The 25,563-nt window shown below is 73.7% G+C and carries 21 protein-coding genes and 1 tRNA gene; 5 read left to right on the top strand and 17 right to left on the bottom strand.

Annotated elements, in window-relative coordinates:
• Nucleotides 1–819: 819 nt before the first annotated feature.
• From P3T27_RS38405 to P3T27_RS38375, 7 genes are all read right to left on the bottom strand, one after another.
• Nucleotides 820–893 (bottom strand) — tRNA-Pro (locus tag P3T27_RS38405).
• 143 nt (nucleotides 894–1,036) lie between these two features.
• Complete coding sequence (locus tag P3T27_RS38400; RefSeq protein WP_280685978.1) at nucleotides 1,037–2,311, bottom strand: MFS transporter; 1,275 nt, start codon at nucleotides 2,309–2,311, stop codon at nucleotides 1,037–1,039.
• A 181-nt stretch (nucleotides 2,312–2,492) separates the two neighbouring features.
• Nucleotides 2,493–3,284, bottom strand: coding sequence for a DUF1684 domain-containing protein (locus P3T27_RS38395; RefSeq protein ID WP_280685977.1), 792 nt, complete (start codon nucleotides 3,282–3,284; stop codon nucleotides 2,493–2,495).
• 177 nt (nucleotides 3,285–3,461) lie between these two features.
• Entirely contained in the window at nucleotides 3,462–4,337 is an 876-nt protein-coding gene (locus P3T27_RS38390; RefSeq protein ID WP_280685976.1) for an acyl-CoA thioesterase II, read from the bottom strand.
• Between the two features lie 215 nt (nucleotides 4,338–4,552).
• Complete coding sequence (locus tag P3T27_RS38385) at nucleotides 4,553–5,260, bottom strand: alpha-ketoglutarate-dependent dioxygenase AlkB (protein WP_280685975.1); 708 nt, start codon at nucleotides 5,258–5,260, stop codon at nucleotides 4,553–4,555.
• Nucleotides 5,261–5,320: 60 nt separating this feature from the next.
• Entirely contained in the window at nucleotides 5,321–5,725 is a 405-nt protein-coding gene (locus P3T27_RS38380; RefSeq protein ID WP_280685974.1) for a transglycosylase family protein, read from the bottom strand.
• A gap of 228 nt (nucleotides 5,726–5,953) precedes the next feature.
• Nucleotides 5,954–6,748 carry a transglycosylase family protein gene (locus tag P3T27_RS38375; RefSeq protein WP_280685973.1) on the bottom strand — a complete coding sequence of 265 codons (795 nt, stop codon included), beginning with the start codon at nucleotides 6,746–6,748 and terminating at the stop codon, nucleotides 5,954–5,956.
• Nucleotides 6,749–7,341: 593 nt separating this feature from the next.
• Between P3T27_RS38375 and P3T27_RS38370 the strand changes: the two genes are divergently transcribed.
• Together P3T27_RS38370 and P3T27_RS38365 are read left to right on the top strand one after the other, a co-directional pair.
• Nucleotides 7,342–8,202 (top strand): hypothetical protein, encoded by an 861-nt coding sequence (locus tag P3T27_RS38370; protein ID WP_280685972.1) that lies wholly within the window; start codon nucleotides 7,342–7,344, stop codon nucleotides 8,200–8,202.
• A 161-nt stretch (nucleotides 8,203–8,363) separates the two neighbouring features.
• A complete protein-coding gene (locus P3T27_RS38365; RefSeq protein WP_280685971.1) occupies nucleotides 8,364–9,110 on the top strand; it encodes a hypothetical protein in 747 nt (248 codons plus the stop codon).
• Nucleotides 9,111–9,231: 121 nt separating this feature from the next.
• Here P3T27_RS38365 and der read toward each other — a convergent pair whose 3' ends face one another.
• From der to P3T27_RS38345, 4 genes are all read right to left on the bottom strand, one after another.
• Complete coding sequence (gene der, locus P3T27_RS38360; RefSeq protein ID WP_280685970.1) at nucleotides 9,232–10,686, bottom strand: ribosome biogenesis GTPase Der; 1,455 nt, start codon at nucleotides 10,684–10,686, stop codon at nucleotides 9,232–9,234.
• Between the two features lie 215 nt (nucleotides 10,687–10,901).
• The gene (gene cmk / locus P3T27_RS38355) at nucleotides 10,902–11,615 is read right to left on the bottom strand and encodes a (d)CMP kinase (RefSeq protein WP_280685969.1); all 714 of its coding nucleotides are present in this window, start codon (nucleotides 11,613–11,615) and stop codon (nucleotides 10,902–10,904) included.
• A 110-nt stretch (nucleotides 11,616–11,725) separates the two neighbouring features.
• A complete protein-coding gene (locus tag P3T27_RS38350) occupies nucleotides 11,726–12,862 on the bottom strand; it encodes a DUF4419 domain-containing protein (protein ID WP_280685968.1) in 1,137 nt (378 codons plus the stop codon).
• 127 nt (nucleotides 12,863–12,989) lie between these two features.
• Nucleotides 12,990–14,075 (bottom strand): prephenate dehydrogenase, encoded by a 1,086-nt coding sequence (locus P3T27_RS38345; protein ID WP_280685967.1) that lies wholly within the window; start codon nucleotides 14,073–14,075, stop codon nucleotides 12,990–12,992.
• A 347-nt stretch (nucleotides 14,076–14,422) separates the two neighbouring features.
• Here P3T27_RS38345 and P3T27_RS38340 point away from each other — a divergent pair, with 347 nt between their 5' ends.
• From P3T27_RS38340 to P3T27_RS38330, 3 genes are all read left to right on the top strand, one after another.
• A complete protein-coding gene (locus P3T27_RS38340; RefSeq protein WP_280685966.1) occupies nucleotides 14,423–16,831 on the top strand; it encodes a DUF4139 domain-containing protein in 2,409 nt (802 codons plus the stop codon).
• A gap of 3 nt (nucleotides 16,832–16,834) precedes the next feature.
• Nucleotides 16,835–18,382 (top strand): mucoidy inhibitor MuiA family protein, encoded by a 1,548-nt coding sequence (locus P3T27_RS38335; protein WP_280685965.1) that lies wholly within the window; start codon nucleotides 16,835–16,837, stop codon nucleotides 18,380–18,382.
• A 107-nt stretch (nucleotides 18,383–18,489) separates the two neighbouring features.
• Nucleotides 18,490–18,852: a DUF952 domain-containing protein gene (locus tag P3T27_RS38330; RefSeq protein ID WP_280685964.1), complete on the top strand. Its 363-nt coding sequence runs from the start codon at nucleotides 18,490–18,492 to the stop codon at nucleotides 18,850–18,852.
• Nucleotides 18,853–18,930: 78 nt separating this feature from the next.
• On the opposite strand, the gene P3T27_RS38325 is transcribed toward P3T27_RS38330, so the two are convergent.
• The 6 genes from P3T27_RS38325 to P3T27_RS38300 form a co-directional block, all read right to left on the bottom strand.
• Nucleotides 18,931–19,914 carry a helix-turn-helix domain-containing protein gene (locus tag P3T27_RS38325; RefSeq protein ID WP_280685963.1) on the bottom strand — a complete coding sequence of 328 codons (984 nt, stop codon included), beginning with the start codon at nucleotides 19,912–19,914 and terminating at the stop codon, nucleotides 18,931–18,933.
• Between the two features lie 278 nt (nucleotides 19,915–20,192).
• Nucleotides 20,193–21,557, bottom strand: coding sequence for a pseudouridine synthase (locus tag P3T27_RS38320; protein ID WP_280685962.1), 1,365 nt, complete (start codon nucleotides 21,555–21,557; stop codon nucleotides 20,193–20,195).
• 62 nt (nucleotides 21,558–21,619) lie between these two features.
• Entirely contained in the window at nucleotides 21,620–22,240 is a 621-nt protein-coding gene (locus tag P3T27_RS38315) for an SMC-Scp complex subunit ScpB (protein WP_280685982.1), read from the bottom strand.
• A 374-nt stretch (nucleotides 22,241–22,614) separates the two neighbouring features.
• Nucleotides 22,615–23,487: a segregation/condensation protein A gene (locus P3T27_RS38310; RefSeq protein ID WP_280685961.1), complete on the bottom strand. Its 873-nt coding sequence runs from the start codon at nucleotides 23,485–23,487 to the stop codon at nucleotides 22,615–22,617.
• Nucleotides 23,488–23,722: 235 nt separating this feature from the next.
• Nucleotides 23,723–24,343, bottom strand: coding sequence for a hypothetical protein (locus P3T27_RS38305; RefSeq protein WP_280685960.1), 621 nt, complete (start codon nucleotides 24,341–24,343; stop codon nucleotides 23,723–23,725).
• The gene (locus tag P3T27_RS38300) at nucleotides 24,340–25,506 is read right to left on the bottom strand and encodes a ParA family protein (RefSeq protein ID WP_280685959.1); all 1,167 of its coding nucleotides are present in this window, start codon (nucleotides 25,504–25,506) and stop codon (nucleotides 24,340–24,342) included. The genes P3T27_RS38305 and P3T27_RS38300 overlap by 4 nt, the downstream gene beginning before the upstream one ends.
• Nucleotides 25,507–25,563: the final 57 nt, after the last annotated feature.

Raw genomic sequence — 25,563 nt, 5'->3', positions numbered from 1 at the left:
CAACATCACCCACCCCCCGGCCAGCACGTCAGTTCATCGAACGATCACACGAACGAGCGATCCCCAACCATGAGTAAAGGGACTTAACGTCCTCTCAGCCCTGCCACCGCGACCGCGAACTCGCTCACGGGATGGTCTGCTGGCAACGTCCACGCGCAGGACCCGCACAACGGCCCGGCCGCGAGCCCGACACGACCCAGCCTCGCACCTGGCCCCAACTGACGGCACGCCCGGTCACCGTGAAGCACAGCCCGGCCCCCGGGAACGCTGTAGCAGTCCAGGGGGAGGGAACCCAGCGAACCCAGGGGCACGTCATCGCCGAGGATCTGTCCCAGCCGCACCCGGCGCACGCCACCCCTCAGCACAACGTCTCCCGAAGCCCGCGGCCTGCCGGGCCCCTTTGCGCCCCAGCAAGGAGGGCCGCCTGGCCAAGGCGGCTCCCGCCTGCGTGGTGGTCGCATGGTGGTCGCAGCGCTTCGCCTTGCGGAGCCGCCCCCGCGCCGACATCCGGCCCGGAAAATGCGGGCAGAGCGGAAGGAAGCTCATAAATGGAACGATGCTCACACCCGGCCGCGTCAACCTCGCGACCCGGGGTCACCCACCACAGGACGTCGTGAGTGGTTAACGATCCGGCCACCGATCGGGCCACGTGCGCCAACTCCAGCCACACAGCGGCGAGTTGACCAGGTCAGCCCGCGTCCGGCTGCGCTCCGCGACCAGACGAGGTGCGACCACCCTGCGACCACCACCCCGTGACACGCACAAAAAGGCCGTTCCCATCCTCAGATGGAAACGGCCTCCGACCTGCGGATTCGCAAGTCGGGACGACAGGATTTGAACCTGCGACCCCTTGACCCCCAGTCAAGTGCGCTACCAAGCTGCGCCACGTCCCGTGGTCTGGATGCCCGGTAGCGGGGCCTGGGGGGCTCTGCTGTGGGCTTCTCGACCTTGTCTCCGGTTGTCCCGGCGACGTGGAAAACAATACAGCACGTCGAGGGGTGCTCGCTGCAGGGTTGCACGGTTGGCGATGGGTGGGTCAGGGGGTGGGGTGACGGGCGTCGTAGGTGAGGAAGGCGGGGCGGCGGGCGGCGAGGAGGAGGACGGCGGCGACGCAGGCGAGGCCGCCGGTGATCACGGAGGTGGCGGGGTTGGTGAGGGCGGCGACGCCGCCGGACTCGAAGTCGCCGAGGCGGGGGCCGCCGGCGACGACGACGATGAAGATGCCCTGGAGGCGGCCGCGCATCTCGTCGGGGGCGGCGACCTGCATCATCGTGTTGCGGAAGATCATGCTGACGGTGTCGGCGCAGCCGGCGACCGCGAGCAGGAGGAGGCCGAGCCACAGGTTGTGGAGCGCGCCGAAGGCGGCGATGGCGAGGCCCCAGGCGGCGACGGCGGCGAGGACGGCGGCGCCCTGGCGGTGGACGCGGCTGACCCAGCCGGAGAAGAGGGCGCCGATCAGGGCGCCGACGGCGGGGGCGGAGACCAGCAAGCCGACAGTGCGGGCGTCGCCGCCGTAGAACGTGAGCGCGATGGCCGGGAAGAGGGCGCGCGGCATGCCGAAGATCATCGCGGCCAGGTCGGCGAGGAAGCTGGTGCGCAGGTTGGGCTGCTCGCGTAGGAAGCGGAGGCCGTCGAGGACGGAGGCGCGGCCCTTGCGGTCGCCGAGCGGGCGCATGGCGGGCAGGCGCCACATCGCGTACAGGGTGCCGGCGAAGGCGACGGTGTCGACCAGGTAGGCGGCCTGGGCTCCGTAGGCGCCGATGAGGACGCCGCCGAGCATGGGCCCGACGGTGAGGCCGAGGTTCATGCTGACGGTGTTCAGGGCGTTCGCCGCGGGGAGCTGGTGGCTGGGCACCAGCCGGGGGATCATCGCGGAGCGGGCGGGCGAGCTGAGCGCGAAGAAGCCGGCCTGGGCGGCGACGGCGGCGTAGAGGACGGCGACCTGTCCGATGCCGGCCAGGGCCTGCACGGCGAGGACGGCGGAGACGGCGGCGAGCCCGGCCGAACCGATCAGGCCGAGTTTGCGCCGGTCGACGGTGTCGGCGATCGCGCCGCCGTACAGGCCGAAGGCGACGAGCGGGAAGAAGGAGAACAGGCCGACCAGGCCGGTCGCGAAGGCGGAGCGGGTCTGGTCGTAGACCTGGACGGAGACGGCGACGGCCGTCATCTGCTGACCTATGGAGGAGACGGCCTGCCCGAACCAGACCCGGCGGTAGTCGGGGTGGTCGCGCAGCGGGCTGAGGTCGGCGAGGGCCCGGCGGTACCAGGGACCAGCCTCGGCGGCCACCGGATCGGCCGCAGGACCAGACACCGGACCGGCCGCAGGACCAGACACCGGACCGGCCACCGGTGCGGGGACAACTACAGGCGCGGCGTCCGCCTGGGCTGGATGGGAGGGCTGGGCTGAATTGGCAGGATGATCGGTCGACACAGCCCCCCATGCTCCGCCCTGCCCTCCCCGCTCCCCGCACCGGGGTCGGGCCACGGCCGTCCTACCTGCTCAGGACCTGTCGCTCACCCGCCTCCACCGCGAAGTCGAGCCGGTTGCCCGGCGGCGGGAACGGGCAGATGAAGTGGTCGGCGAAGGCGCACGGCGGCAGGTAGGCCCGGTTGAGGTCGAGGACGGTGCGGCCGTCCGCGTCCGGGGCGGGGAGGGTGATGAAGCGGAAGCGGTAGGTGTCGATGCCGCTGGTCGCGTCCGCGATGACGCCGGAGAGGCGGTCGCCGGAGCGGCTGACGGTCAGGGTGCGGTGCTCGCCGGCGACGGTGAAGGCGATCCGCCCGGTGACGGCCAGCGGGCGCTCCTTGCCGTCCGCGTTGGGGACGAGGACGGACTGGGCACCGTCCTCCTCGAACGGGGTGAAGACCGCGGGGACGGCCCACTCCGGCGAGTACGGGTAGGCGGAGATGCCCGCGAAGGCGGTGCGGCGTGGCGCGGCCGGGTCGAAGACCCGCAGGGCGAGTTCGCCCTCGCGCTCGATCGGGACGAGCAGCAGGTCGCCGAGGGTGGCGGTGTCAGCGGCGGAATCGGTGTCCGGACGCAGCAGCGCCTCGCCGTCGACCGGCCCACCCGCGCCGCCGACGGTGATGCCGTCCCCGGCCGCCGCCCGGACCCGGACACCCTCGGCGTCGGCCGACCAGCGCCCGGGCAGGCCGGGGATCTCGGCCGGCTCCGGCTCCAGCCAGTACGTGCCGGTGAGTGCGAGCTGGCCGTGCGGCGCACTCACCGACGCCGCCCGGTTGTCGCTCCAGTGCTTCCAGTCCTCCGAGGCCGTCGCCGTCATCGGTACACCCTCCCGCTCCGGTTCTCGGACGACCCGCCGTTCGGGCCGTCCGACTCGCTCATCCACCACAACGCCGCCCGCCCGGACGGATCATTCCCGCCCGCCGAAATCGCCATACGGCGGCAACACGGTGTCACGACGGCAACACTCCGTACACGCCGCCCGCCAGGACGACGCTCAGCCCTCAGCCGCCCCCTTGTGCAGCGGCCGGAACAGCCCCTCCTGCACGACGGACACCACCAGCTGCCCGTTCCGGTCGAAGATCTCCCCGCGCGCGAGGCCACGCGCGCCGTGGGCTATCGGGGACTCCTGCTGGTACAGCAGCCAGTCGTCGGTACGGAACGGGCGGTGGAACCACATCGCGTGGTCGAGCGAGGCCATGTCGAAGTGCCTGGTGCCCCAGAGCGGCTCGACGGGGGCGCGGACGGCGTCCAGCAGCGTCATGTCGCTGGCGTAGGTGAGGGCGCAGACGTGGATCAGCGGGTCGTCCGGCAGCCGGCCGTTGGTCCGCAGCCAGACGCCGCTGCGCGCCTCGACGCCGACCAGCTCCTCCTCGGTCCAGCGCAGCCGGTCGACGTAGCGGATGTCGAACGGCTGACGGTGGCTGATGAACGGGGGCAGTTCGCCGAGCCGGGAGCCGACCTCGTCCAGCGCGCTGGGCAGCGCCTCGGGGGCAGGGACCGCCGGTACGGGGAACTGGTGCTCGATGCCGCCCTCCTCGGGGAGGTGGAAGTCGGCGGTGAGGGCGAAGATCGACCGGCCGCCCTGGATGGCGAGCACCCGGCGGGTGGTGAAGGAGCGGCCGTCGCGGATCCGGTCGACCTGGTAGACGATCGGCACGCCGGGCACACCGGGGCGCAGGAAGTAGGAGTGCAGCGAGTGGACCGGGCGGTCGTCGTCCACCGTGCGCCCGGCCGCGACCAGCGCCTGCCCGGCGACCTGGCCGCCGAACGTCCGCTGCAGCGCCTCCTCGGGACTGCGCCCGCGGAAGATGTTCAGTTCGATCTGCTCCAGGTCGAGCAGGTCGACAAGGTCGTCGACTGGGGTACCCATGCGTGCGCTTCCTCTCCGGGCCCGCGGCCAGGGCGGAGGTCCTCCGTCCGGTTGCCGGCACCCGTCCTGATCGAATTCTCCAACCCACTCGAATTCTCCGGCGGCCGGGGTCATTCCCGCTCACCGAGCCCAAGGAGCCGATTCACTCGAACGAGTAAGCGAACGCCGAGCCGACAGGCAGCGAGCCGGCGAGCACCGCCCGACGCGCACCACCCTCAGGCCTCCGCCGCCCCCGCCACCAGCCCCGACTGCCGCACCGTGATGTTGAGCCGGCCGACCAGCCCCAGCCCCGGATCCGCCGTGCCGGCCACCGTGCGCACCACCCCGTGGTACGCGAACCGGGCCGGGCCGCCGAACACCAGCAGGTCCCCGCTGCGCAGCTCCAGGTCGGTCCACGGACGGGTCCGGGTCTCGGTGTTCCCGAGCCGGAACACGCAGGCGTCGCCGAGCGAGAGCGAGACCACGGGCGCGTCGATCCGCTCGTCGCGGTCCTGGTGGAGGCCCATCTTCGCGCCGTGCGGGTAGTGGTTGACGATCGCGATGTCAGGTTCGTACGAAGCGGCGCCGGCGATCTCCCGGGCGTCCGCCCCGTAGGCGTCGGCGACGGCCCGGCGAGCGAGGCGGCCGAGTTCGGGCGGGAACGGCTTGACGGGCGTACCGTCCTCGGCCGCGCTCCGATAACCGTACGGGTACCAGTGCCATCCGAGGCTGACCATCCGTACGGACATCATCCCGCCGGTGGGCATCCGCACGGCGTGCAGGCCGGCCGGCGGACGGGCCCACTCCCGGCAGGCGGCGACCAGGCGCAACTGGGCCTCGGCATCCAGCCAGCCGGGGAGCAGGACGGCCCCGGGGGCGGGCTCGACGCGTCCGCGCGCGGCGGGGGACCCCGGCAGGTCACCGAACAGTTCGCCCTGGATCACCCCACCATCCTCCCGCACCGAGAGCGTCACCTGCAGCGGCCAGGCCAGGCCAGACCGGCCTCAGCCACCCGGGCCGCCACCGGGCCCCGGCGCCGGGCCGATCAGCCCGAGCTCCCGCGCACAGTCGGGCCACGCCTCCCACCCCTGTCGCCGGAGGATCTCCTCACCGACGGTCGTCTGCTCCCGCCGGTTCGCGTGGTCCGGCCGGTCGGCGAAGCGCAGGCCGCCGGCGTCCTCCCAGGTGGGCGGCCAGATCTGCAGGCCGCCGTAGCAGCCGTTGCCGGAATCGGCCCGCCAGTCGCCGCCGATCTCGCACTGAGCGAGTCCGTCCCACACCATGTCCGCGACCCGGGTCGCCGCGCCGGCCCGCCCGGACGGCGCCGTCGCCACACCCGCCAGGACCAGCACGACGACGCCCCACCGCAGCCCGACCCCAGGCGTACGCTCGTCACACGAATGCGGCACAGCAGGCGACCCTAGACGCGCCGCCGCACCGCCCTCCCCGACACGCCGGACATGCCGACGGCCGCTCCCCCGCACAGCGGAGAAGCGGCCGAGGTGTCAGCACACTGCCGGGCCGGGAGGCCCGCTGAGCCGATGTCGGACAGCTCCGTCGGACAACAGCGTCGGACGGCACGCGTCAGACAACAGACGTCAAACGACAGGCACCGGACGAGGCATCGACGACAGGCGTCAGATGCTCAGGGTCTGGCCCGGGAGGATCAGGTCGGGGTTGCCACCGATGACCTTGGCGTTGTTCTTGTACAGGTCGTGCCAGTCCAGGCCCTTCGCGGCGGCGATCGAGCTCAGGGTGTCACCGGACTTGACGGTGTAGCTGTCGCCCTTGGCCGGCTTGGCGTCGTTCGAGCCGGTCCAGGACTTGGCGCCCTTGGCGGCGTCGTTCTTCGGCGCGGCCTTCGGGGCATCGCTCTTCGGGGCGACGTTCTTCGGCGCGGCGTCAGCCTTCGGCGCGGCCTTCGGGGCGACGTCGGCCTTCGGGGCCTGCGCCGGCTTGGCGGCCGGGGCGGCCGGCTTGGCGGCGGTCGAACCGGCGGTGGAACCCGCCGAGGTGTCGACGGCGGCCGGGGCGCCGCCCTTGGTCAGACCGGCCTTGACGGAGCACACGGGCCAGGCGCCCGGACCCTGCGAGGCCAGGACCTTCTCGGCGACCGAGATCTGCTGCGCCTTGGTGGCCAGGTTGGCCTGCGAGGCGTAGGCGGTACCACCGAAGGCGGCCCAGGTGCTGGAGGTGAACTGCAGACCGCCGTAGAAACCGTTGCCGGTGTTGATGGCCCAGTTGCCGCCGCTCTCGCACTGGGCGACGGAGTCCCAGGTGGAGACGGAGGCGGCGGAGGCGGAGGTGGCCGTGACGAGGCCGGCCACCGGCAGGGCCGCGACAGCGGCGCCCGCCACGACAGCCATCCGGACGCGGTTGCGCTTGGTGGCGGTGGAGATGGTGGCAGCGGCGGTCTCGTGACGGAAGGTCATGGGGTTCCTCTCGACAGCCCCGGGCGGGCATGCGGAACCAGACCCTGGAAAGGGCCGCATTCGCTTGCCGCGTCCGTCGGACGGCCGTGCACGTGTCGGACGTGCCGCTGCCGCCCCGGCCACCCAGCCGCTCGCCGACGACCTGTTCGAGCGATCGCGTCGGCGGGCACCTGCCGCATCCGGCCGGAACCGGAGGGGCGGTGCGTCGGGGGTGAACCCGGGTGGCGCTCGTTGCGCCGCCAACGAAGCTACGAGCCGGTCGGCAGGGAAACCAAAACCCCACCGGTCTGCCCAGCTCAGCCAAGGGTTACCGACGGTAATAACCGCACAATCTTGCCCGAAATGTCCGTTTAGTCGTCGATTCCTAGATCAAACATCGCGATGGCGTGACCTACCTCACGGTTTCATTCCGGCAGCCCCGCCATCGACATCGACACATTGCGACCACGAGAACACGCTGCGCGGTCGGATCAGGGGCAATTCCCGTCAGCCTCGTCAGCCACCCGTGACGCCTGACACAAGGGCCCGTTGGTCATGACGACCTCTCCGTGTCCACCCCCGAACCGCAAACCGCACCCACCCGAGGAGACCCTGTGCCGCGCATGCTCGACGTCAGCGACGAGGTCCGGTCCGAGATCGGCGACGACGAGGCGGACCGCCTCCTCGGCGGCGACCGCGCACCCGACAGCTACGAATGCACCTCGTGCCGCACCCCCGGCGACACCCACGTGGAGCCCACCAGCACCGTCCTGTTCGTCGGCGAGGAGACCGCCGTACTCGCCTTCGCCCACGCCCGCTGCATCCCGTCCCAGGTGGTGCCGGTGGCCGAGGAGCAGCTGGTCGGCGCCGTCCGCAGCATCAGCCAGGCCCAGGCCGGCGCCCCGGCCGCCCACGCGAGCCCGGCGATTCCCGCCCCCGCGATGCCCACCCCGCTGGCCCCCGCCCCCGCGACGGCTCCCGCCGCCCAGCCGAGCCCGCCGGGCCAGGCCGCCATCCTCGGCATCACCTGCGGGCTGGTGCTGCACGGCAGGGTCGGGCACGCCTCGCTGGTGGTCGAGCCGACCGGTCCGGTCGGGCGCCCCGGCAGCACCTCGGGCGAGGACGAGTTCCTCGACCTGCTCCAGGACGCCGGGTTCCAGCGCATCACCGACCTCGACCAGACGCCGGACCAACTGCCCGGCTGGTCGGTCCTGGTGGCGATGGGCAAGCTGCACGCGGTGCTGCAGCCCGCGGCCTCCGGCGGCAGCACCGGCTGGTGGCAGGCGCACCAGCCGCTCCAGGTCACCGACGCCTGGCGGATGGCCGCCAGCCAGCTCTCCGAGGTGACCATGTACGCCGTCCCGGCCGGGATGGTCGGCCGCCAGCCGCGCGAGGACCTGCTCCGCCAGGCCCTGGAGCGGGCGGTTGCGCTGGGACAGGTGGTTGCCGCCTCCCTCCCGCTCGCCGGTACCTGAGCCGACCGGCACCGGCGGCGTCCGCGCCGCCTGTGCCACCTGCACACTGCTCCCGCGCCACCGCACCCGTCGGAAGGCGGCCTCCCCGCTCGGTGTGGGCCGCCTTCCGGCCGGGTCCCGGCACCCCGCATCCCCGTGCCCCCTCGCTCGTTGGCCCCTGTGTGTACAGCTACGACGTCTCCGCGTCCTCCGGCCGGTCCACCACCGTCCCCCGCTCGATCCCGGGCATGCGCCCGTCGTACGACGCGGAGCACCCGCACTCGACGACGCCGATCTACGACGAGCTGTACTCCGAGTACCGACGGCTGTTCCGCGCGCTTCCGGGCGACCGCTCGGGCGAGGAGGGCCTGACGTTCACGGGCTTCGCGGTCCGCGACGGCTACCCCGTACTCGGCGACCCGCGCCCGTACCCGCCCCAGCACCAGGCCTTCCACACCTACGGGGGGCAGGCGCCAGGCCTACCGCAGTTCATGCCGAGCCAGCAGCCCGGCCACACCGGAGGCCACAGCACCGAACACAGCACCGGACACGCCGGCACGCAGGCCACCAGCCATACCGCCCACGCCGCCCATGCCACCCACACGGGCCACACCGGCCACAACGCCCCCCAGGCACACCTCCACCCCCACCCCGAGCCCGCCGCCCCCACCAGCGACGGCTTCGGCCAGGCCGCCCCGGCGGCCGCCGTCCCGCAGCACCACCAGTCCCCCGCCCCCCAGTTCACCAACGGTCAGGGCTGGGTGGCCGCCGGCTACCTGGGCGCGATCCCGCACCCGATGCCGGCGCCGCCCCCGGCACCCTCCCCCGCGATGGGCACCGCCACCGGAGTCGCCACCGTCCCGCCCACCGGCGGCCGCCACCGCCAGATGCTCTCCCTCCCCCCGGGCCGCAACGGCGAGCACCACTGACAGGCCACCACCAACAGCAAGCGAGGGCCCCGCCACGACCGTGACGGGGCCCTCGCCCACACCTACTACCGGAACCGGTGCCGGTACCTGCCGACCGCTGTCGGTGGTACCCGCCGGCGCTCTACTTCTTCTTGCGCTTCTCCCGCACCCGCACCGAGATCGAGATCGGCGTCCCGACGAATCCGAACTCCTCGCGCAGCCGGCGCTCGATGAAGCGCCGGTAGCCGGCCTCCAGGAAGCCCGAGGCGAACAGCACGAACCGCGGCGGACGGATGCCCGCCTGGGTGCCGAACAGGATGCGCGGCTGCTTGCCGCCGCGGATCGGGTGCGGGTGGGCGGCCACCAGCTCGCCGAGGAAGGCGTTCAGCCGCGCGGTCGGGATGCGGGTCTCCCAGCCCTCCAGCGCGGTCTCGATCGCCGGGACGAGCTTCTCCATGTGCCGGCCGGTCTTCGCCGAGACGTTGACCCGGGGGGCCCACTGCACCTGGACGAGGTCGCGCTCGATCTCGCGCTCCAGGTAGTAGCGGCGCTCCTCGTCCAGCTGGTCCCACTTGTTGTAGGCGATGACGACGGCGCGCCCGGCCTCGACAGCCATCGAGATGATCCGGGTGTCCTGCTCGGCGAGGGTCTCGCTGGCGTCGATCAGGATGACCGCGACCTCGGCCTTGTCCAGCGCGGAGGAGGTGCGCAGCGAGGCGTAGAAGTCGGCGCCGGCGGTCAGGTGGACCCGGCGGCGGATACCGGCGGTGTCGACGAACTTCCAGGTCTTGCCGCCGAGTTCGATCATCTCGTCGACCGGGTCGCGGGTGGTGCCGGCCAGCTCGTTGACGACCACCCGCTCCTCGCCGGCGACCTTGTTCAGCAGGCTGGACTTGCCGACGTTCGGACGGCCGATCAGCGCGACGCGGCGTGGTCCGCCGGGGGCGGCGTCGCCGAAGGTCTGCGGCGGGGCCTCGGGCAGCGCGGCCATGACGGCGTCGAGCAGGTCGCCCGAGCCGCGCCCGTGCAGCGCGGAGACCGGGAACGGCTCGCCCAGGCCCAGCGACCACAGGTACGCGGCCTCGGCCTCGGTGGACGGGCCGTCGACCTTGTTGGCGCACAGCACGGTCGGCTTGCCGGCCCGGCGGATGAGCTTGATCAGGGCTTCGTCGGTGTCGGTGGCGCCGACGGTGGCGTCGACGACGAACAGCACCGCGTCGGCCTGCTCGATGCCCAGCTCGGCCTGCGCGGCCACCAGCGCGTCGATGCCGAGGACGTCGATCTCCCAGCCACCGGTGTCGACGACCTTGAAGCGGCGGCCGTTCCAGCTGGCCTCGTAGGTGACCCGGTCGCGGGTGACGCCCGGCTTGTCCTCGACGACGGCCTCGCGGCGGCCGATGATGCGGTTCACCAGGGTCGACTTGCCGACGTTCGGGCGGCCGACGACGGCCAGCACCGGCAGCGGGATGTGCTCGGCGCCGTCGAAGCCGTCCACGCCGTCGACGTCGAAGCCCTCCTCGGCGGCGAGGGCCATGAACTCGGCGTAGTCGGCGGCGTCCAGTTCACCAGGGCTGGTGTCAGAGTGCTCTGCGGTCATGTTCGTCTGTTCCGTTTCCCGGCCCGGCCCTTCCCAGGGGCGTGCCGTGCGTACCTGCCCCGCTCGGGGCAGCGCGATTGGTTCTCCGCGGCGCCTCGGCGGCACCACGGGTCATTCGGTCGTCGTACCGACGACATGTCTGGTCGGATCGGCGTATCCGGTCCGATCGACGTGTTCGGTCCGATCGACGTGTTCGGTCACACCGATGTGTCCGGTCAGACCGACGACATCCCGGCCCGCTCCTCCACGAGCGCGGCGATCCGGTCGATCACCTGCTCCAGGGTGAGCTCGCTGGTGTCCACCAGGACGGCGTCCGCGGCCTGGGCCAGCGGGGCCGTCTTCCGGGAGGAGTCGGCGGCGTCCCGGCGGGCGAGGTCGGCGGCCATCGCGGTGATGATCGCCTCATCGACGCCCTTGGCGCGCAGCTCGGCCGCCCGGCGCTCGGCCCGGGCCCGCTCGGAGGCGGTCAGGAAGACCTTGACGGTGGCGTTCGGGAACACCACCGTCCCCATGTCCCGGCCCTCGGCCACGATGCCGCGCTCGGCGACCTCGGCGCAGCCACGCTGCAGCTCCACCAGCCGGGCCCGCACCGCCGGCACCGCGGACACGGCGCTGACCTGTGCCGTCACCTCGGGGCCGCGGATCGGTCCGGAGACGTCCTGGCCGTCCACCGTGATAGTGGGGCCGTCCGCGGCCGTGCCCGACACGATCACCGGCTTGCCGCACGCGACGGCCACCGCCTCCGCGTCGGTCACGTCGACCTCGTTGGCCAGCATCCACCAGGTCATCGCCCGGTACATGGCGCCGGTGTCCAGGAAGCTCAGGCCCAGCCTGGCGGCCACCGCCCGCGAGACGGTCGACTTGCCGGAGCCGGAGGGTCCGTCGATGGCGACGACGACCGGGGCGTGCGCTCGGTCGGCAGTATCCACGGGGCGAACCTCTCTCTAAACACTGGACCCGGGAGCCTGGGCAGGCACACGACCGGGGATTGTCTCCCTCAAGGTTAATGGACCGCCGCCACACCCCGACCCCGCCCGCCTCAGGCCCCGGCAGCCCCCGTCTCAGGCCTCGGCCCCACCTCAGGCCTCGGTCCCGCCCGCCGGATCTGCAGAACGGCGTTCCCGAGCCGGGGCCGCAGGTACTCGCCGTCCCGCTCGATGCCGAGGACGCCGCCCACGAAGGCCATCGGGAGCTCGGTGCCGATGCGGTCCCAGACGAAGGGCACCTTCGAGACGTGGGACGGGAAGTCGTTCGGCACGAAGCGGTCCCGGTGGTAGGAGGCGTTCGCCGCCTCCCACCAGCCGAAGGACTCCCGCAGCCGGGGGCCGGCCGCCGTCTGAGTGTGCGCGAAGAAGGTGGTGAGCCAGCCGGTCACCTGCGGGCCGCCGGACATCGACTCCCACTTGTGGAACGAACGCCAGAAGCGCTCGTCCACCGGGCCGCCCGCCGCCGTCGCCGCGATCTCGTCGACCACCGGGCGCAGCTCGGCGAACCACGGCGCCAGCAGGTCGAAGCGCGCCGCGAGCTCGCCGACCCGCGCCGCCAGCAGCGCCCAGTCCTCGGCCGTGCCCTCCAGCCGGATCCGGGGGATGCCGCAGCGGGTCTCCCAGCGGAAGTCGTAGTACGGGCTGACCACGTCCATCAGCGCCACCAGCGTCGAGGACTCGTCGTCCGGGCTCGTCGTCGAGAACGTCGGCCGGAACAGCTCCACCAGCTCCGACCCGACCGCCTCCGTCAGCGGCTCCCGCACCAGCCGGATCGACCGCGCCCAGTCCGGCCCCGACCCGAGCAGACCGTCGTCCCGGACCACGATCTGCCGCTTCACCCCGGGAGGCGCCGTGAACAGCCCCTCGTACACCGAGGCGTTCAACCGCACGTGCACCGCCACCTCGTGCACCACCGCGTACCAGAGCACGTCCGGCGACAGGCTCAACGGCAGGTGCTCGGCGAAGGCGGCGTGGGCCGCCCGCACCAGCAGGCTCCAGGTCGGCTCCGGCTCCGCGAACTCGAGGTACAGCGGCTCCGGCCTGGGCAGTTCGACCAGCGTCTCGACGCTTCGGTGGCGGATCCGGAACCCACCGCCCACCACCGCCCGCAGGAACCGCTCGTTCCCCAGGTCCTCCAACCGGCCGGAGGACCCGTGCCGGGTCTCGCCCAGCGGCAACTCGATGATCATTTCCCCCCCGTCGACAAACCCCTCAGTAGCCCCTCACTAGCTCCTCAGTAGCCCCTCCGGCCCCGAAGACCTCAGCCCCTCAGGCCCGGAAGACCTCAGCCCCTCAGCCCCTCCGCCCCGAGGGCCCTCAGTCCCGAACGCTCCACCCACTCGCCCGCAGCGCCACCGTGAGCGGCTTGACCGCCCCCGGCGCCACCGACAGCTGGACGAAGCCCACCTGCTGCCCGGTCGAGTGCTCGATGACGACGTCCTCGATGTTGACCCCGGCCGCGCCGACCTCGCCGAACAGCCGGCCCAGCTCGCCGGGCTGGTCACCGAGCACCACGGCCACCGTCTCGTACCGGGTGGGCGGCGCGCCGTGCTTGCCGGGGATGCGGGCCTGGCCGGTGTTGCCGCGCCGCATGACCGCCTCGATCCCGGCCGCGCCCCCCCGGCGCTCGCCCTCCTCGGCGGCATCCAGGGCGCGCAGCGCGGTGACGGTGTCGCCGAGGTCGACGGCCACCTCCTCCAGGATGTCGGCGACGGCACCCGCGTTGGCGGAGAGGATGTCGACCCACATGCCGGGGTTGGAGGCGGCGATGCGGGTGACGTCCCGGACACCCTGGCCGGAGAGCCTTATGGCGGTCTCGTCGGCGTGCTCCAGCCGGGCGGCGACCAGCGAGGACACCAGCTGCGGGGCGTGCGAGACCAGGGCGACGGCGCGGTCGTGCGCGGCCGCGTCCATCACGATCGGCATCGCGCCGCAGAGCGCGACCAGCTCCAAGGCGGCGTTGAGCGTCTCGGTGTCGGTGTCGTCGGTGGGGGTGAGCACCCAGGGCCGGCCCTCGAACAGGTCGGCGCGGGCGGCCAGCGGGCCGGAGCGCTCGCGGCCGGCCATCGGGTGGCTGCCGATGTAGTGGACGGTGTCGCAGCCGAGCGCGGCGACCTCGCTGCGCGGACCGGCCTTGACGCTGGCGACGTCGGTGTACCAGCGGGCCAGATTGCGGCGCTGGCAGTCCGCGAGCACCTTGCCGACCAGGGCGGGCGGGACGGCGATGATCGCCAGGTCGACCGGGCCCTCGGCCGGCTCGGTGGTACCGGCGCCGAGCGAGGCCGCGGTCCGGGCGGCGTCCGGATCGGCGTCCTCCAGGTGGACGGTCAGCCCGCGGCCGGCCAGGGCGAGCGCGGCGGAGGTGCCGATCAGTCCGGTACCGACGACGACGGCAGTGCGCATGGCGGGTCGCGCTCCTTCTCGAATTCTCGGGTACGCGGGTACTCGGGGTCTCTGGTTCTCGGGCCGGCCGGGCTCCCGAGACGGGCCGGGAACACACCCGCCCCATCCTCTCGCATCCACCCCACCGGTGCCCCCACCGCCCACCGGGTGGGCAACCGCGCCGGCCCCACCCCCGTCCCACAGCGTGCGGACGCACGGCGGGCCCGGCGGCGGGCACCCACGCCGCGCCCCGCGAAATCCGGCGACGCCCGCACCGAAGCCGGGCAGACTGACCGCCAACGCGGCGCGGGCGACACGCGGAACACGGCACGCGAACGGAACACGGCACGCGAACGAAGGGGTTGCGCATGGACGATCAGCACAGCGGCGACGATCAGCACGGCGTCGACAACCGGCACAGCGTGGACAACCGGGACGGCGTTGACAGCCGGCACGACGGCGACGATCGGCACGGCGGCGGGGCCGGGCAGTCGAAACCGCCGGCCGTCCCCGCCCACCCGTCTGTCCTGGACTCGGTCGCGGTGTACGCCGAGGGCGCGGTGTGCCGCCGCCGGGCCAGCGTCCCGGTCCCGGCCGGCGGCCGGCTGCGGCTGACCGGCCTGCCGTCCTCGCTGGACGGCCGCTCGCTGCGCGCCCGGGTGCTCGGTGGCCCGGCCGGGGCGGCGGTCACCGAGGCCCGGCTGGAGCTGCTCGCCGAGTTCCACGAACCAGCAGAACTCCCCCGGCTCCGCCGCGAGTTGGACGATGCCATGGAGCGCCAGAGCACGCTCACCGAGCGCCACCGGCTGGTCCTGACCGCGATCGCCGAGACCTCCGCGCTGCGCGCCGTGCCGCCGCGACGGCGCGAGGAGCCGCTGCGCCGTACGCCCGCCGACGCCTGGCTGGAGCTCGCCGACTTCGTCGACGAGCGCCTGGCCCGGCTCCAGGAGCGCGCCGAGGAGCTCACCCAGGAGATCGAACTCGCCGACCACGAGCGCGAGTTGGCCGCCGACCGGCTGGACCGCGTGTCCACCGCCGGCCCCGCCCTCCCGGTCGAGACCGCCGCCACCGTCCTGCTCACCCTCACCACACCCACCGCGGAAACCACCCCGGAGCCCGCCCCGGAGCCCGCCCCGGAAGCCTCCCCCGACCCCGCCACGGAAGCCGCCCCGGAACCCTCCGGACCAGCCCCCGCCGAGCCCCCCGCCCGACTCGACATCGAGCTGGAGTACGGCGTCCCCGCCGCCCGCTGGGTGCCCGCCTACCGCCTCTCCTACCGCCACGGCGCCGACTCCGGCCGACTCGTCCTGCGCGCCGTCATCGCCCAGCAGACCGGCGAGGACTGGTCCGGCGTCCGACTCGCCGTCTCCACCGCCGACCTCGACCGCCGCACCGACCTGCCCCGGCTCCGCTCGCTGCGGATCGGCCGCAGCCAGCCCGCCCCGCCGCCGTCCGGCTGGCGCGAGCCCCCGGCCGGCCTGGCCGACCTCTTCACCGGCTACGACGCGGCCGGCACCGGCTCCCGCCCGACCCCGCGCCACGCCGCCGCACTCCCCGTCTCGGCCCCGGGCCCGTACGGCTACACCCCCGAGGTCGGGAGCCTCGGCGGCGCCCGGGCCTCCGGTCCACGCCCGGCCGCCCCCGAGCTCGTGGCCGACGCCGCCCGGCTGGCCTCCCCCGCCTCGCGCGGCGGCACCCTGGACGTCAACGAACCGGTCCCGGCGCCCCCGCCCGGCTTCGCCGGCTACGGCGCCGCACCCGCCTCGATGCCTCGAACCCCTCTGCCCCAGGCCTCCCCACCGCCGCCCGCCCCCGTCGCGCCGGGCGGCGCGCCCCCGCCGGACCTGCAGCCCGCCGCCCGCCGTTCCCGCCACCGGGGCTACAGCAGCGACAACGGCAGCGACGGCACCGTCACCGAGGCCCCCGTCACCGGCTTCACCCCGGACGCCGCCCTGCTCGACTATCCCGACCTCGTCCTCGCCGGTCCCGACGCGCCCGCCACCGAACGCGGCACCCTGCGCGCTCCTGCCGAGCGGGTCGGCCGCGAGCAGCCGGCCGCGCCGGTCCCGGGCGGCTCCGGCGGCGAGCGGGTCCGCCACCTCTCGCTCCCCCGGCACGCCGTCCCGCCCCGCGTGTCAGCCGGCTCCTTCGACCACCGCTTCGACTCCACCGCCCCCGCCGACATCCCGTCCGACGGCACCTGGCACACCGTCACGATCGACGAGATCCCGGTGTCCGTCCGCCCGGAGTACGTCACCGTCCCCTCGGTCGAGGAGAAGGTGTACGCCACCCTGGTGCTCGCCAACCGGACCGACCGCGCCGTGCTCGCCGGCCCGGTCGAGGTCACCGTCGACGAGGAGTTCCTGCTCACCGCCGCCCTGCCCACCCTCGCCCCCGGTGGTGAGCGGCGCCTGGGCATCGGTGTGACCGAGAGCATCGAGGTGGCGCGCCGCACCGAGCTGCACGAGTCCACCGCGGGCATGCTGAACAGCAGCACCGTGCTCGACCACCGGGTGCACGTCCAGCTGGCGAACCGGCTCGGCCGCACCGTCACCGTGGAGGTCCGCGAGCGCGTGCCGGTCACCTCCGACGCCGAGATCCGGATCGAGGAGCGGGCCGACTGGCACGCCCCGACGGTCTCCACACCGGACTGCCCGCCCAGCACCCGGCTCTGGCGGGTCGACCTGCCGCCCGGCGGCCGCACCGAGCTGGACGGCGGCTACCAGATCAAGATCCCGGCCGGAAAGGCCATCGTCGGCGGAAACCGGAGGAACTGAACGATGACCGGAGCGACCATCCCCCTCCCCGTCTCCGCCGTCACCTGCCTGGAGGACCGCAGCCAGGTCGAACGCACGGCCACCGTCGACCTCGCCGCGGGCGTCCAGCGGCTGCGGCTGGGCCCGCTCACCGCGCTCGCCGTCGACCGCACCCTGCGCGCCGAGACCACCGCCCCCGGCACCCGTGTGCTGGACGCCCGGATCGTCCGCGACTGGAGCCCGCGCGCCCCTCTGCCGCCCGGCCCGGACGACTCCCGGCTGCGCCGCCGGCTGCACGAACTGGAGACCGAGAGCCGCCTCGCCGACCAGACCCGCGCCCGGTTGGAGGCCCGGCTGGCACTGCTCGCCCAGCTCTCCGCCGACCTGCTGCGCGAGGTCGGCGAGGGCGCCGGGATCGGCGAGATCGAACGCACCCGCTGGGCCCGCGAGCTGGACCGGGTGGACGTCGAGCGCGAGCGCCACGGCGAGGAACTGCGGGCCACCCACTCCCGCCTGCGCCGCCTGGAGCAGGAGCGCTCGCAGGCCCTGATCGCCCTCGACCAGGCCGAGGAGGACCCGGCCGAGCTGATCGCCCACCTGGAGCTCACCGTCGAGGCGGCGCAGCCCGGCCCGAGCGGGGTGACCGTCACCCACCTGGTGCCGTGCGCGCTCTGGCGCCCCTCGTACCGGGCCACCCTGGACGGCGGGAGCCTGCGGCTGGAGTCGGAGGCGGTGGTCTGGCAGCGCACCGGCGAGGACTGGACCGGCGCCCGGCTCACCTTCTCCACCGCCCGCTCGGCCCTCGCCACCGACCCGCCCGCCGTCACCGAGGACGTGCTGTCGCTGCGCGAGCGCACGGCAGAGGAGCGCCGCACGGTCGAGGTGGAGCTGCGCGAGGAGACGGTCAGCACGCTCGGCCCTGCCGCCGGCGTGCCGGGGGTGGACGACGGCGGGGAGGTCCGGGTGCTGCCCGCGCCCGCCCCGGCCACCGTGCCCTCCGACGGCCGGGCGCACCGGGTGCCGCTCGGCGCCTTCACCGGGCCGGCGAACAGCGAGTACGCCTGCGCGCCGGAGCTGTCCCCGCTGGTGACCCAGGTGGTCCGGTTCCGCAACGCGGCCGGGCACCCGCTGCTCGCCGGCCCGGTCGAGCTGGTCCGCGGCAGCGGCTTCACCGGCCGGGGCGAGCTGGGCTTCACCGCCACCGGCGCCGAGGCCGAGCTGGCGTTCGGCAGTTCGGACGGCTACCGGGTGGTCCGCGAGACCGAGGAGCGCCAGGCCACCGCCGGGCTCACCGGCCGCCAGACCACCACCCGGACGGTGCGGCTGCACCTCTCCCGCTTCTCCGGCCCGGAGGAGCGGGACGAGCAGGTCGTCGCGGTCCGCGAACGGGTGCCGGTCTCCGAGGTGTCGGCGGTGGAGGTGCGGCTGCGCAAGGAGGAGTGCTCCCCCTCGCCGGACTCCTTCGACGCCGCGGGCATCCTCCGCTGGGACGTCCCGCTCGGGCCGGGCGCCCGCCGGACGGTCACGCTGGTGTACGAGATCGCCGCGACCGCCAAGGTCGCCGGCCTCTGAGCACCCCGGCCCCGACCGCCCAGACCCGAGCACCCCGCCCCCGGGCTCCACGCCGATCCACTCGTGACGACCACTCAGGACCAGACCAAACCGGGTAGAACAGGAACATGATCCTCCACCTCACCCCCCTGGACGACTGGCTGGCCGACCCCGGTCGGCCGTACACCGCCGCGTCGCTGCTCACCGACGGGTTCATCCACTGCTCGGCGGACGAGCAGACGGCGCTCGCGGTGGCCAACGCCTTCTTCGCCGATACTCCCGACCCGCTGATGGTGCTGCTGATCGAGGAGTCGCTGGTGGAACCGATGGTCAAGTGGGAGGCCCCGCACGGCGCACCGCCGCCCGGGGCCACCCCCGGCGCGCTGTTCCCGCACGTCTACGGACGGCTCAACCGCTCCGCCGTCCAGGGTCTGCTGAAGGTTGAGCGCGGCCCGGACGGCCGCTGGGTGAGCCTCACCCCCTGGAGCTGACGACCCCTGCGGCCCGCTCGGCTCTGATCAGAGCCGGCCCCGGTCCAGAACCGACCCCGGCTCAAAGCCGACCCCGGCTCAGAGCCAGCCCCGCTCCCGGGCCGCCATGCCGGCCTGGAAGCGGGTGGTGGCGCCCAGCGACCGCATCAGGCTCTGCAGCCGGCGCTGGGTCGTCCGAGCGCTCCAGCCGAGCGACCGGGCGATCGACTCGTCGGTGAGGCCGGCCGCCAGCAGGCCCAGCAGCTTGCGGTGGTCGGCCTCCGGTTCCAACGTCGCGTCCCCGGTGCCGATCGCGGCCTGCAGTTGGACGGCGCGCTCCCACTCCGCCTCGAACAGCGTGTCCAGCGCCTGGAGCAGGGCGGAGGGGTGGATGACGTACGCGGCGTCGAGGACGCTGTCGCCCACGCTGATCGGGATGATCGCCATCCGGTCGTCCGACATGATCATCTTCATCGGCAGTGACGGCCGGACCCGGGCCTCCTCGCCGTCCGCCACACCGGCCAGGATGTTCCGCTCCAGCCGGCCCGGCCAGGCCACGGCGTCCCGGTCGTAGATGGTCCGCAGCCGCAGGCCCTCCCGCAGCCGCCGCCGCTGCAACGGGATCGGGGCCACCGGGTCCTGGATGTACGGTGGCCGGTCGAAGCCGCGGACCTGGTACTGGCTGGTCTCGGTGATGTGCTCCAGTCGCTGCGCGATCGCCTCGCCGCCGGTCAGCACCTCCACCGAGTGCGCCGGGTCGGTGTACCGGGAGGCTTCCCGGAAGGCATCCATCAGGCGGTGCATCTCGGCCCGGGCGTGCCGCAGTTCGGACTCGCGGTGGCCGATCAGGGTGCCGATCGCGACGTCGGGGGCGACCGGCAGGTAGCGCTGCCGGTCGACCGGCGCCCGGGTCGCCATACCCTGCTGCGCCAGCCGGTCCAGGGCGCGCACGCCCTGCTGGAGCGTCAGGCCGCAGCTGGCGGCCAGCTCCTCCGCGGTGGACTGCGGATTGGCCACCAGCGTCGCGTAGACCAGTCCGTCCGGCTCGGCCAGTCCCAGTGCGCTGAGTGGTGCATCGGACACGACGCCGTCTCCCCCGTTCGCCCCCACCGGCGCCCGCCCTGGCGCAGTCCCGCCACTGGGCGGGTGGTGGTCCGGTGGCCATCCTCTGCCACGGATCATGACGCTGACAAGGCCGTGACCAGGGGTTGCGGCCCGCCTCACACCCCGCCCCCGCCGAACGGCTGAGGGCCTCCCCGTCACTCGACGGGGAGGCCCTCAACAGAAACCCGAATATACCGACCGGTCTACATATCGCCCGGGTTCTATGCCGACCGGTCTACAGAAATATACCGACCGGTCTACAGACCGACCTCGCGCATCAGCTGCCCCACCTCGGGGTTGGTCAGGCGGCGCAGCCAGCCCGACTTCTGGTCGCCCAGCGCGATCGGACCGAAGTGCGTGCGCACCAGCTTCTCGACCGGGAAGCCGGCCTCGGCCAGCATCCGGCGGACGATGTGCTTGCGGCCCTCGTGCAGGGTCACCTCGACCAGGTAGTTCTTGCCGACGTTGGAGATCACCTTGAAGCTGTCGGCGCGCGCGTAGCCGTCCTCCAGCTCCACGCCCTGGGCCAGCTGCTTGCCCAGGTCACGCGGGATCGGCCCCTGGATGGCGGCCAGGTAGGTCTTGGTCACGCCGTACCGGGGGTGGGTGAGGCGGTGGGCCAGCTCGCCGTGGTTGGTGAGCAGGATGATTCCCTCGGTCTCGGTGTCCAGGCGGCCGACGTGGAACAGCCGGGTCTCCCGGTTGGTCACGTAGTCGCCGAGGCACTGCCGCCCGTCCGGGTCCTCCATGGTGGAGACCACGCCGGCCGGCTTGTTGAGCGCGAAGAACAGGTACGACTGGGTGGCGACGGTCAGGCCGTCCACCTTGATTTCGTCGTTCTGCGGGTCGACCCGCTTGCCCTGCTCGGTGACGCGCTTGCCGTTGACCTCGACCCGGCCCTGCTCGATCAGCTCCTCGCAGGCGCGGCGGCTGCCGATGCCGGCCCGGGCCAGCACCTTCTGCAGGCGCTCGCCCTCGGGCTCGCCGAAGGTCTTGGGCAGCTTGACGGCGGGCTTGTCGTGCCGGGCGAGGACGGCGTCCTCGATCTTGGCCTGCAGTTCGCGCGAGCGCTGCGGCTGGCGGCGCGGGTCGCCCGGGGCGCCCTGGCCCTCACGACGCGGACGCGGGGCCGGGCCGGGGCGCCGGCCGGCGAAGCCGCCGCGGGCGGGGGTGGCGTTGGGGCCGCCGCCGAACTCGGGGCGGTCGTAGCGCCGCTCCTCGGGCCGCAGCGGGCGGTCCGGGTACCGGCGGTCATCGCGGCGATCGTCCCGCCGGTCGTCGCGACGGCTGTCCCGCCCGTACGAGCCGGAGCCGCCCCGGGAGCTCGAACCCGAACCGCCACCGTACGAACCGCCGCGGGAGCTCGAACCCGAGCCACCGCCGTACGAACCCCCACGGGAGCCCGAACCCGAGCCGCCACCATACGAACCCCCACGGGAGCCCGAACCCGAGCCGCCACCATACGAACCCCCACGGGAGCCCGAACCCGAACCCGAACCCGAGCCCGAGCCGCCGCGGCCGCTGCCGCTGCCGCCGTAGGAGCTGCCGCCCCGGCCCCCGCCCTGTCCGCCGCGACCGCTGCCGCCGCCGCTGCCGTTCCTGCCGTTGCCACTGCTACGCATCAAAGTGTCCGTACGTCGTTCCGTCTGGGATGTGCGGTCGTTTCGGCCGACCTCACCGCCCCCTACCGATCAGGCGCAGCCCGACCGGCCTCGCCACTGCCGTCCACGACCTGTACGGCAGCGGCGGCGACCGCCTCCGCGATCATCGTGCCCTCCAGGGACTCCGCTTCCACGTCGTCGACCTCGGGCAGGAAGGGAGCAAGCTCCGGCAGCTCGTCCAGGCCGCGGAGCCCCATCCGTTCCAGGAAGTAGTTCGTCGTCCGATACAGGATCGCACCTGTTTCGGGCTCGGATCCGGCCTCTTCCACCAGTCCTCGCTGTACCAGGGTACGCATCACGCCGTCACAGTTCACACCACGGACGGCGGAAACCCGGGATCTGGACACCGGCTGCCGGTAGGCGACGACCGCCAGGGTCTCCAGCGCGGCCTGCGTCAGCCGGGCCTGCTGGCCGTCCAGCAGGAAGCGGTCGACGGCCGGCGCGCAGGTGTCCCGGCTGTAGAACCGCCACCCGCCGGCGACCAGCCGCAGGTCGAATCCCCGGCCCTGGGCGGTGTACTCGGCGGACAGTTCGCGCAGCGCCACGGCCACCTGCGCCCGGGGTCGCTCCAGCACGCCCGCCAGCCGCTCCTCCCCGGCGGGCTCGTCGACGACCATCAGGATCGCCTCCAGCTCGGCCTTCAGCCCGGCTTCGGCCGGGCCCTCGTCCTCGACCGGATCGGTAGCGCCGGAAGTCGACGGAGCCGACTTCTGGTGCCCGACCCGCGCCTCACCCTCCCCCGAGGCCGGCACCGGCTCCACCGGCTCCACCAGCGCCACAGGCGGCACAGGAGCCACCTCAGGCGCCCCGGCAGGCTCCACCACAGGCACCGCCACCGGCACCGGCTCCGCAATCGGCTCCGGCAGCAGCTCGAAGGCCGGCTCCAGCCACTCCTCGACCCGCGGCCGCCCCGGCAGCCCGAGCGGGCGCCGCACCGGCCGCCCGCCGCCCTCGCTCCAGCCGCCCCCGCTCCAGCCGCCCCCGCCCCCGCCCCCGCCCCCGCTTCCACTCCCGCCGCTCATCGACTCTCCTCCCGCTCCCGCTCTCCCGCCGGCCGATCGAACTCGTCCGTCACCTCGACCGAGCCCCGATCCGCCTCCGCCACCCAGCGCACCAGCAGCTCGCCCAGCGCCTCCGGCTGCTCGAAGGCCAGCACCCGCTCCCGGTACAGCTCCAGCAGCGCCAGGAAGCGGGCGACGACCACCAGGTCGTCCGGCGCGTCCGCGACCAGCCGCTGGAACGACGCCTCGCCCAGCTCGGTGAGCAGCCCGACCACGAGCCCGGCCTGCTCGCGCACGCTGACCGGCGGGCTGTGGATGTGGTCGACGTACACGACCGGCTTCGGCTTGGGCTCCATGGCCTTGGCCGCCAGCTGCGCGAGCCGCTCCGGGCCGACGGTGATCACCACCTCGGGCAGCAGCGCGGCGTGCCGCGGCTCCAGCCCGACGGTGCGCGGGCGCCGGGCCAGCTCGGCGGCCCAGCGCTCGCCGAACAGGGCCGCCGCCCGCTTGTACGCCCGGTACTGCAGCAGCCGGGCGAACAGCAGGTCGCGGGCCTCCAGCAGCGCCAGGTCCTCCTCGTCCTCGACCTCGGCGGCGGGCAGCAGCCGGGCGGCCTTGAGGTCGAGCAGGGTCGCGGCGACGACCAGGAACTCGGTCGCCGCGTCCAGGTCCCAGTCCGGGCCCATCGCCCGGATGTGCGCCATGAACTCGTCCGTGACGGTGGCCAGCGCCACCTCGGTGACGTCGAGCTTGTGCTTGGCGATCAGGCTGAGCAGCAGGTCGAAGGGGCCTTCGAAGTTGTCCAGCCGTACCTGGAAGCCGCCCCGCGACGGGTTCTCGTGCTCGGTCGCGTTCACGGCGGTGGCGGGTGGTTCGGCGGTGCTCGGCATGACGGTCCATCTTCACCCGGCCCGGCCGCCCGCCCCGTCCCGGGGCCGTCGACACGCCGTCGACCCCGTCGACCCCGTCGACCCCGCCGGCACACTCCGTCACGCACCGTCACGTCGCCAACACGTGCTCGTCGCGCACGCGTCGCGCACGCGGCAGGCCGTCGACAAGCCGTCGACGCGCAGTCGACCCGCCGCCGAGCAGCACCGGGGCGCCCGCCGAGGCCCGGGAGGGGGCCTACCGGCCGCGCAACCGCCGGACCAGGATGGAGGCCTCGCCGCGCTGCTCCAGGTCCGCCAGGACGACCGCGATGGCCTCCCGGACGATCCGCCCGCGGTCCACGGCCAGGCCGTGCTCGCCGCGCAGCACCAGCCGGGTGTGCTCCAGGTCCATGAGCTCCTCGGCGGACACGTACACGGTGATCTTCTCGTCGTGCCGCTCGCGCCCGCTGGGGCGGCGCGGCGCCCGACCGCGCGGCCGGGCGCGCCCGGCCGCGCCGGGCTGCTCCTCCGCGGCGCCGGGGTGCTGGCGGCCGATCGGCGCGGCGGCGCCTCGACCGCCGGAGGCGGCCTGCGCGGCCCCCTGGGGCCCGGCCGCCGTGGCGGAGCGCTGGGCTGGCGGCTGCACGGACGCCGGTGCGCCGGTGGCCGGCTGCTGGTCCCGGGACGGCTGGCGCCCGGTCTCGCCGGTGCGCTGGGCGTCCCGGGCGCCCTCGGCGCCGTCGGTGCCCTCCGTGCCGTTGCCGGTCCGCGCGGTCTCCGGTCTGGATGCCTCGGCGGCCGGACGCGGTGCGAGGGACGGCGACAACGCCATCCCGCCGGTGGTCCGGAACAGCTCGTCGGCACCCGGGAGACTCACTCGGCGGGGCGGCACCGGTCGAGCACCTCCCTGGCGAGCTGACGGTAGGCGGCGGCACCGACCGAGTTGGTCGCGTACGTGGTGATCGGCTCGCCGGCGACGGTGGTCTCCGGAAAACGGACCGTCCGCCCGATGACGGTGTGGAAGACGTGCTCGCCGAACGCCTCGACGACGCGCGCCAGCACCTCGCGACTGTGCACGGTGCGCGAGTCGTACATGGTCGCGAGGATGCCGTCCAGGCGCAGCTCGGGGTTGAGCCGCTCGCACACCTTCTCGATGGTCTCGGTCAGCAGCGCGACGCCGCGCAGCGCGAAGAACTCGCACTCCAGCGGGACGATGACGCTGTGAGCGGCGGTCAGCGCATTGACCGTCAGCAGGCCCAGCGAGGGCTGGCAGTCGATGATGACGTAGTCGTAGTCGGGCAGCAGCGGCTTCAGGGCGCGCGCCAGCGCGGACTCCCGGGCCACCTCGCTGACCAGCTGCACCTCGGCGGCGGAGAGGTCGATGTTGGACGGCAGCAGGTCCATGCCCGGCACGGCCGTCTTGAGCAGCACCTCATCGGCCGTCAGGCCCCGCTCCATGAGCAGGTTGTAGACGGTGACGTCGAGCTCCATCGGATTGACGCCGAGGCCGACCGAGAGCGCGCCCTGCGGGTCGAAGTCGACGAGCAGCACCCGGCGGCCGTACTCGGCCAGCGCGGCGCCCAGGTTGATGGTCGACGTGGTCTTGCCGACGCCGCCCTTCTGGTTGCACATGGCGATGATCTGCGCGGGGCCGTGCTCGGCGACCGGCGCGGGGATCGGGAAGTACGGCAGCGGCCGGCCGGTCGGGCCGACCCGCTCGCGGCGCTGGCGCGCGGCGTCGGGGGCCAGCGTGGCGGCGTACTCCGGGTCCGGCTCGTACTCGGCGTCCGGGTCGTCGTAGGCGCCGTAGGCGAACTCGCCGTAGGCCAGGCCGTAGGCCGCCAAATCGGCGTCGTGATCGGTCACCGTGGTCACCTGTGCTGTGTTCTGGCGTGCTTCGAAGGTACGGAGTGCGACCGAGCCGACCTCGGCCGAGCCCACGGAGGGCTGCCGGGCCCCGGACTCCTCACTCGGCTGGCCGGCGGTGCGCTCCGCCAGTCCTGGCTGACCACCCCCGGGAGCAAATGTCGACTCATTCACAAGTCGTCTTACCTCCTTGGGCATCCAGGACTCTATGTCGATTCGTCAGCGTGGCAG

This window comes from Kitasatospora sp. MAA19 (genome assembly GCF_029894125.1).
GTDB lineage: Bacteria > Actinomycetota > Actinomycetes > Streptomycetales > Streptomycetaceae > Kitasatospora.
This window is presented reverse-complemented; position numbering and strand designations above follow the sequence as displayed.

Coding starts and splice junctions, on each gene's coding strand:
- P3T27_RS38395 (WP_280685977.1), bottom strand. CDS start 3,284: ATGACGGCGACGGCCTCGGAGGACTGGAAGCACTGGAGCGACAACCGG.
- P3T27_RS38390 (WP_280685976.1), bottom strand. CDS start 4,337: ATGGGTACCCCAGTCGACGACCTTGTCGACCTGCTCGACCTGGAGCAG.
- P3T27_RS38375 (WP_280685973.1), bottom strand. CDS start 6,748: ATGACCTTCCGTCACGAGACCGCCGCTGCCACCATCTCCACCGCCACC.
- der (WP_280685970.1), bottom strand. CDS start 10,686: ATGACCGCAGAGCACTCTGACACCAGCCCTGGTGAACTGGACGCCGCC.
- P3T27_RS38350 (WP_280685968.1), bottom strand. CDS start 12,862: ATGATCATCGAGTTGCCGCTGGGCGAGACCCGGCACGGGTCCTCCGGC.
- P3T27_RS38345 (WP_280685967.1), bottom strand. CDS start 14,075: ATGCGCACTGCCGTCGTCGTCGGTACCGGACTGATCGGCACCTCCGCC.
- P3T27_RS38340 (WP_280685966.1), top strand. CDS start 14,423: ATGGACGATCAGCACAGCGGCGACGATCAGCACGGCGTCGACAACCGG.
- P3T27_RS38335 (WP_280685965.1), top strand. CDS start 16,835: ATGACCGGAGCGACCATCCCCCTCCCCGTCTCCGCCGTCACCTGCCTG.
- P3T27_RS38330 (WP_280685964.1), top strand. CDS start 18,490: ATGATCCTCCACCTCACCCCCCTGGACGACTGGCTGGCCGACCCCGGT.
- P3T27_RS38320 (WP_280685962.1), bottom strand. CDS start 21,557: ATGCGTAGCAGTGGCAACGGCAGGAACGGCAGCGGCGGCGGCAGCGGT.
- P3T27_RS38310 (WP_280685961.1), bottom strand. CDS start 23,487: ATGCCGAGCACCGCCGAACCACCCGCCACCGCCGTGAACGCGACCGAG.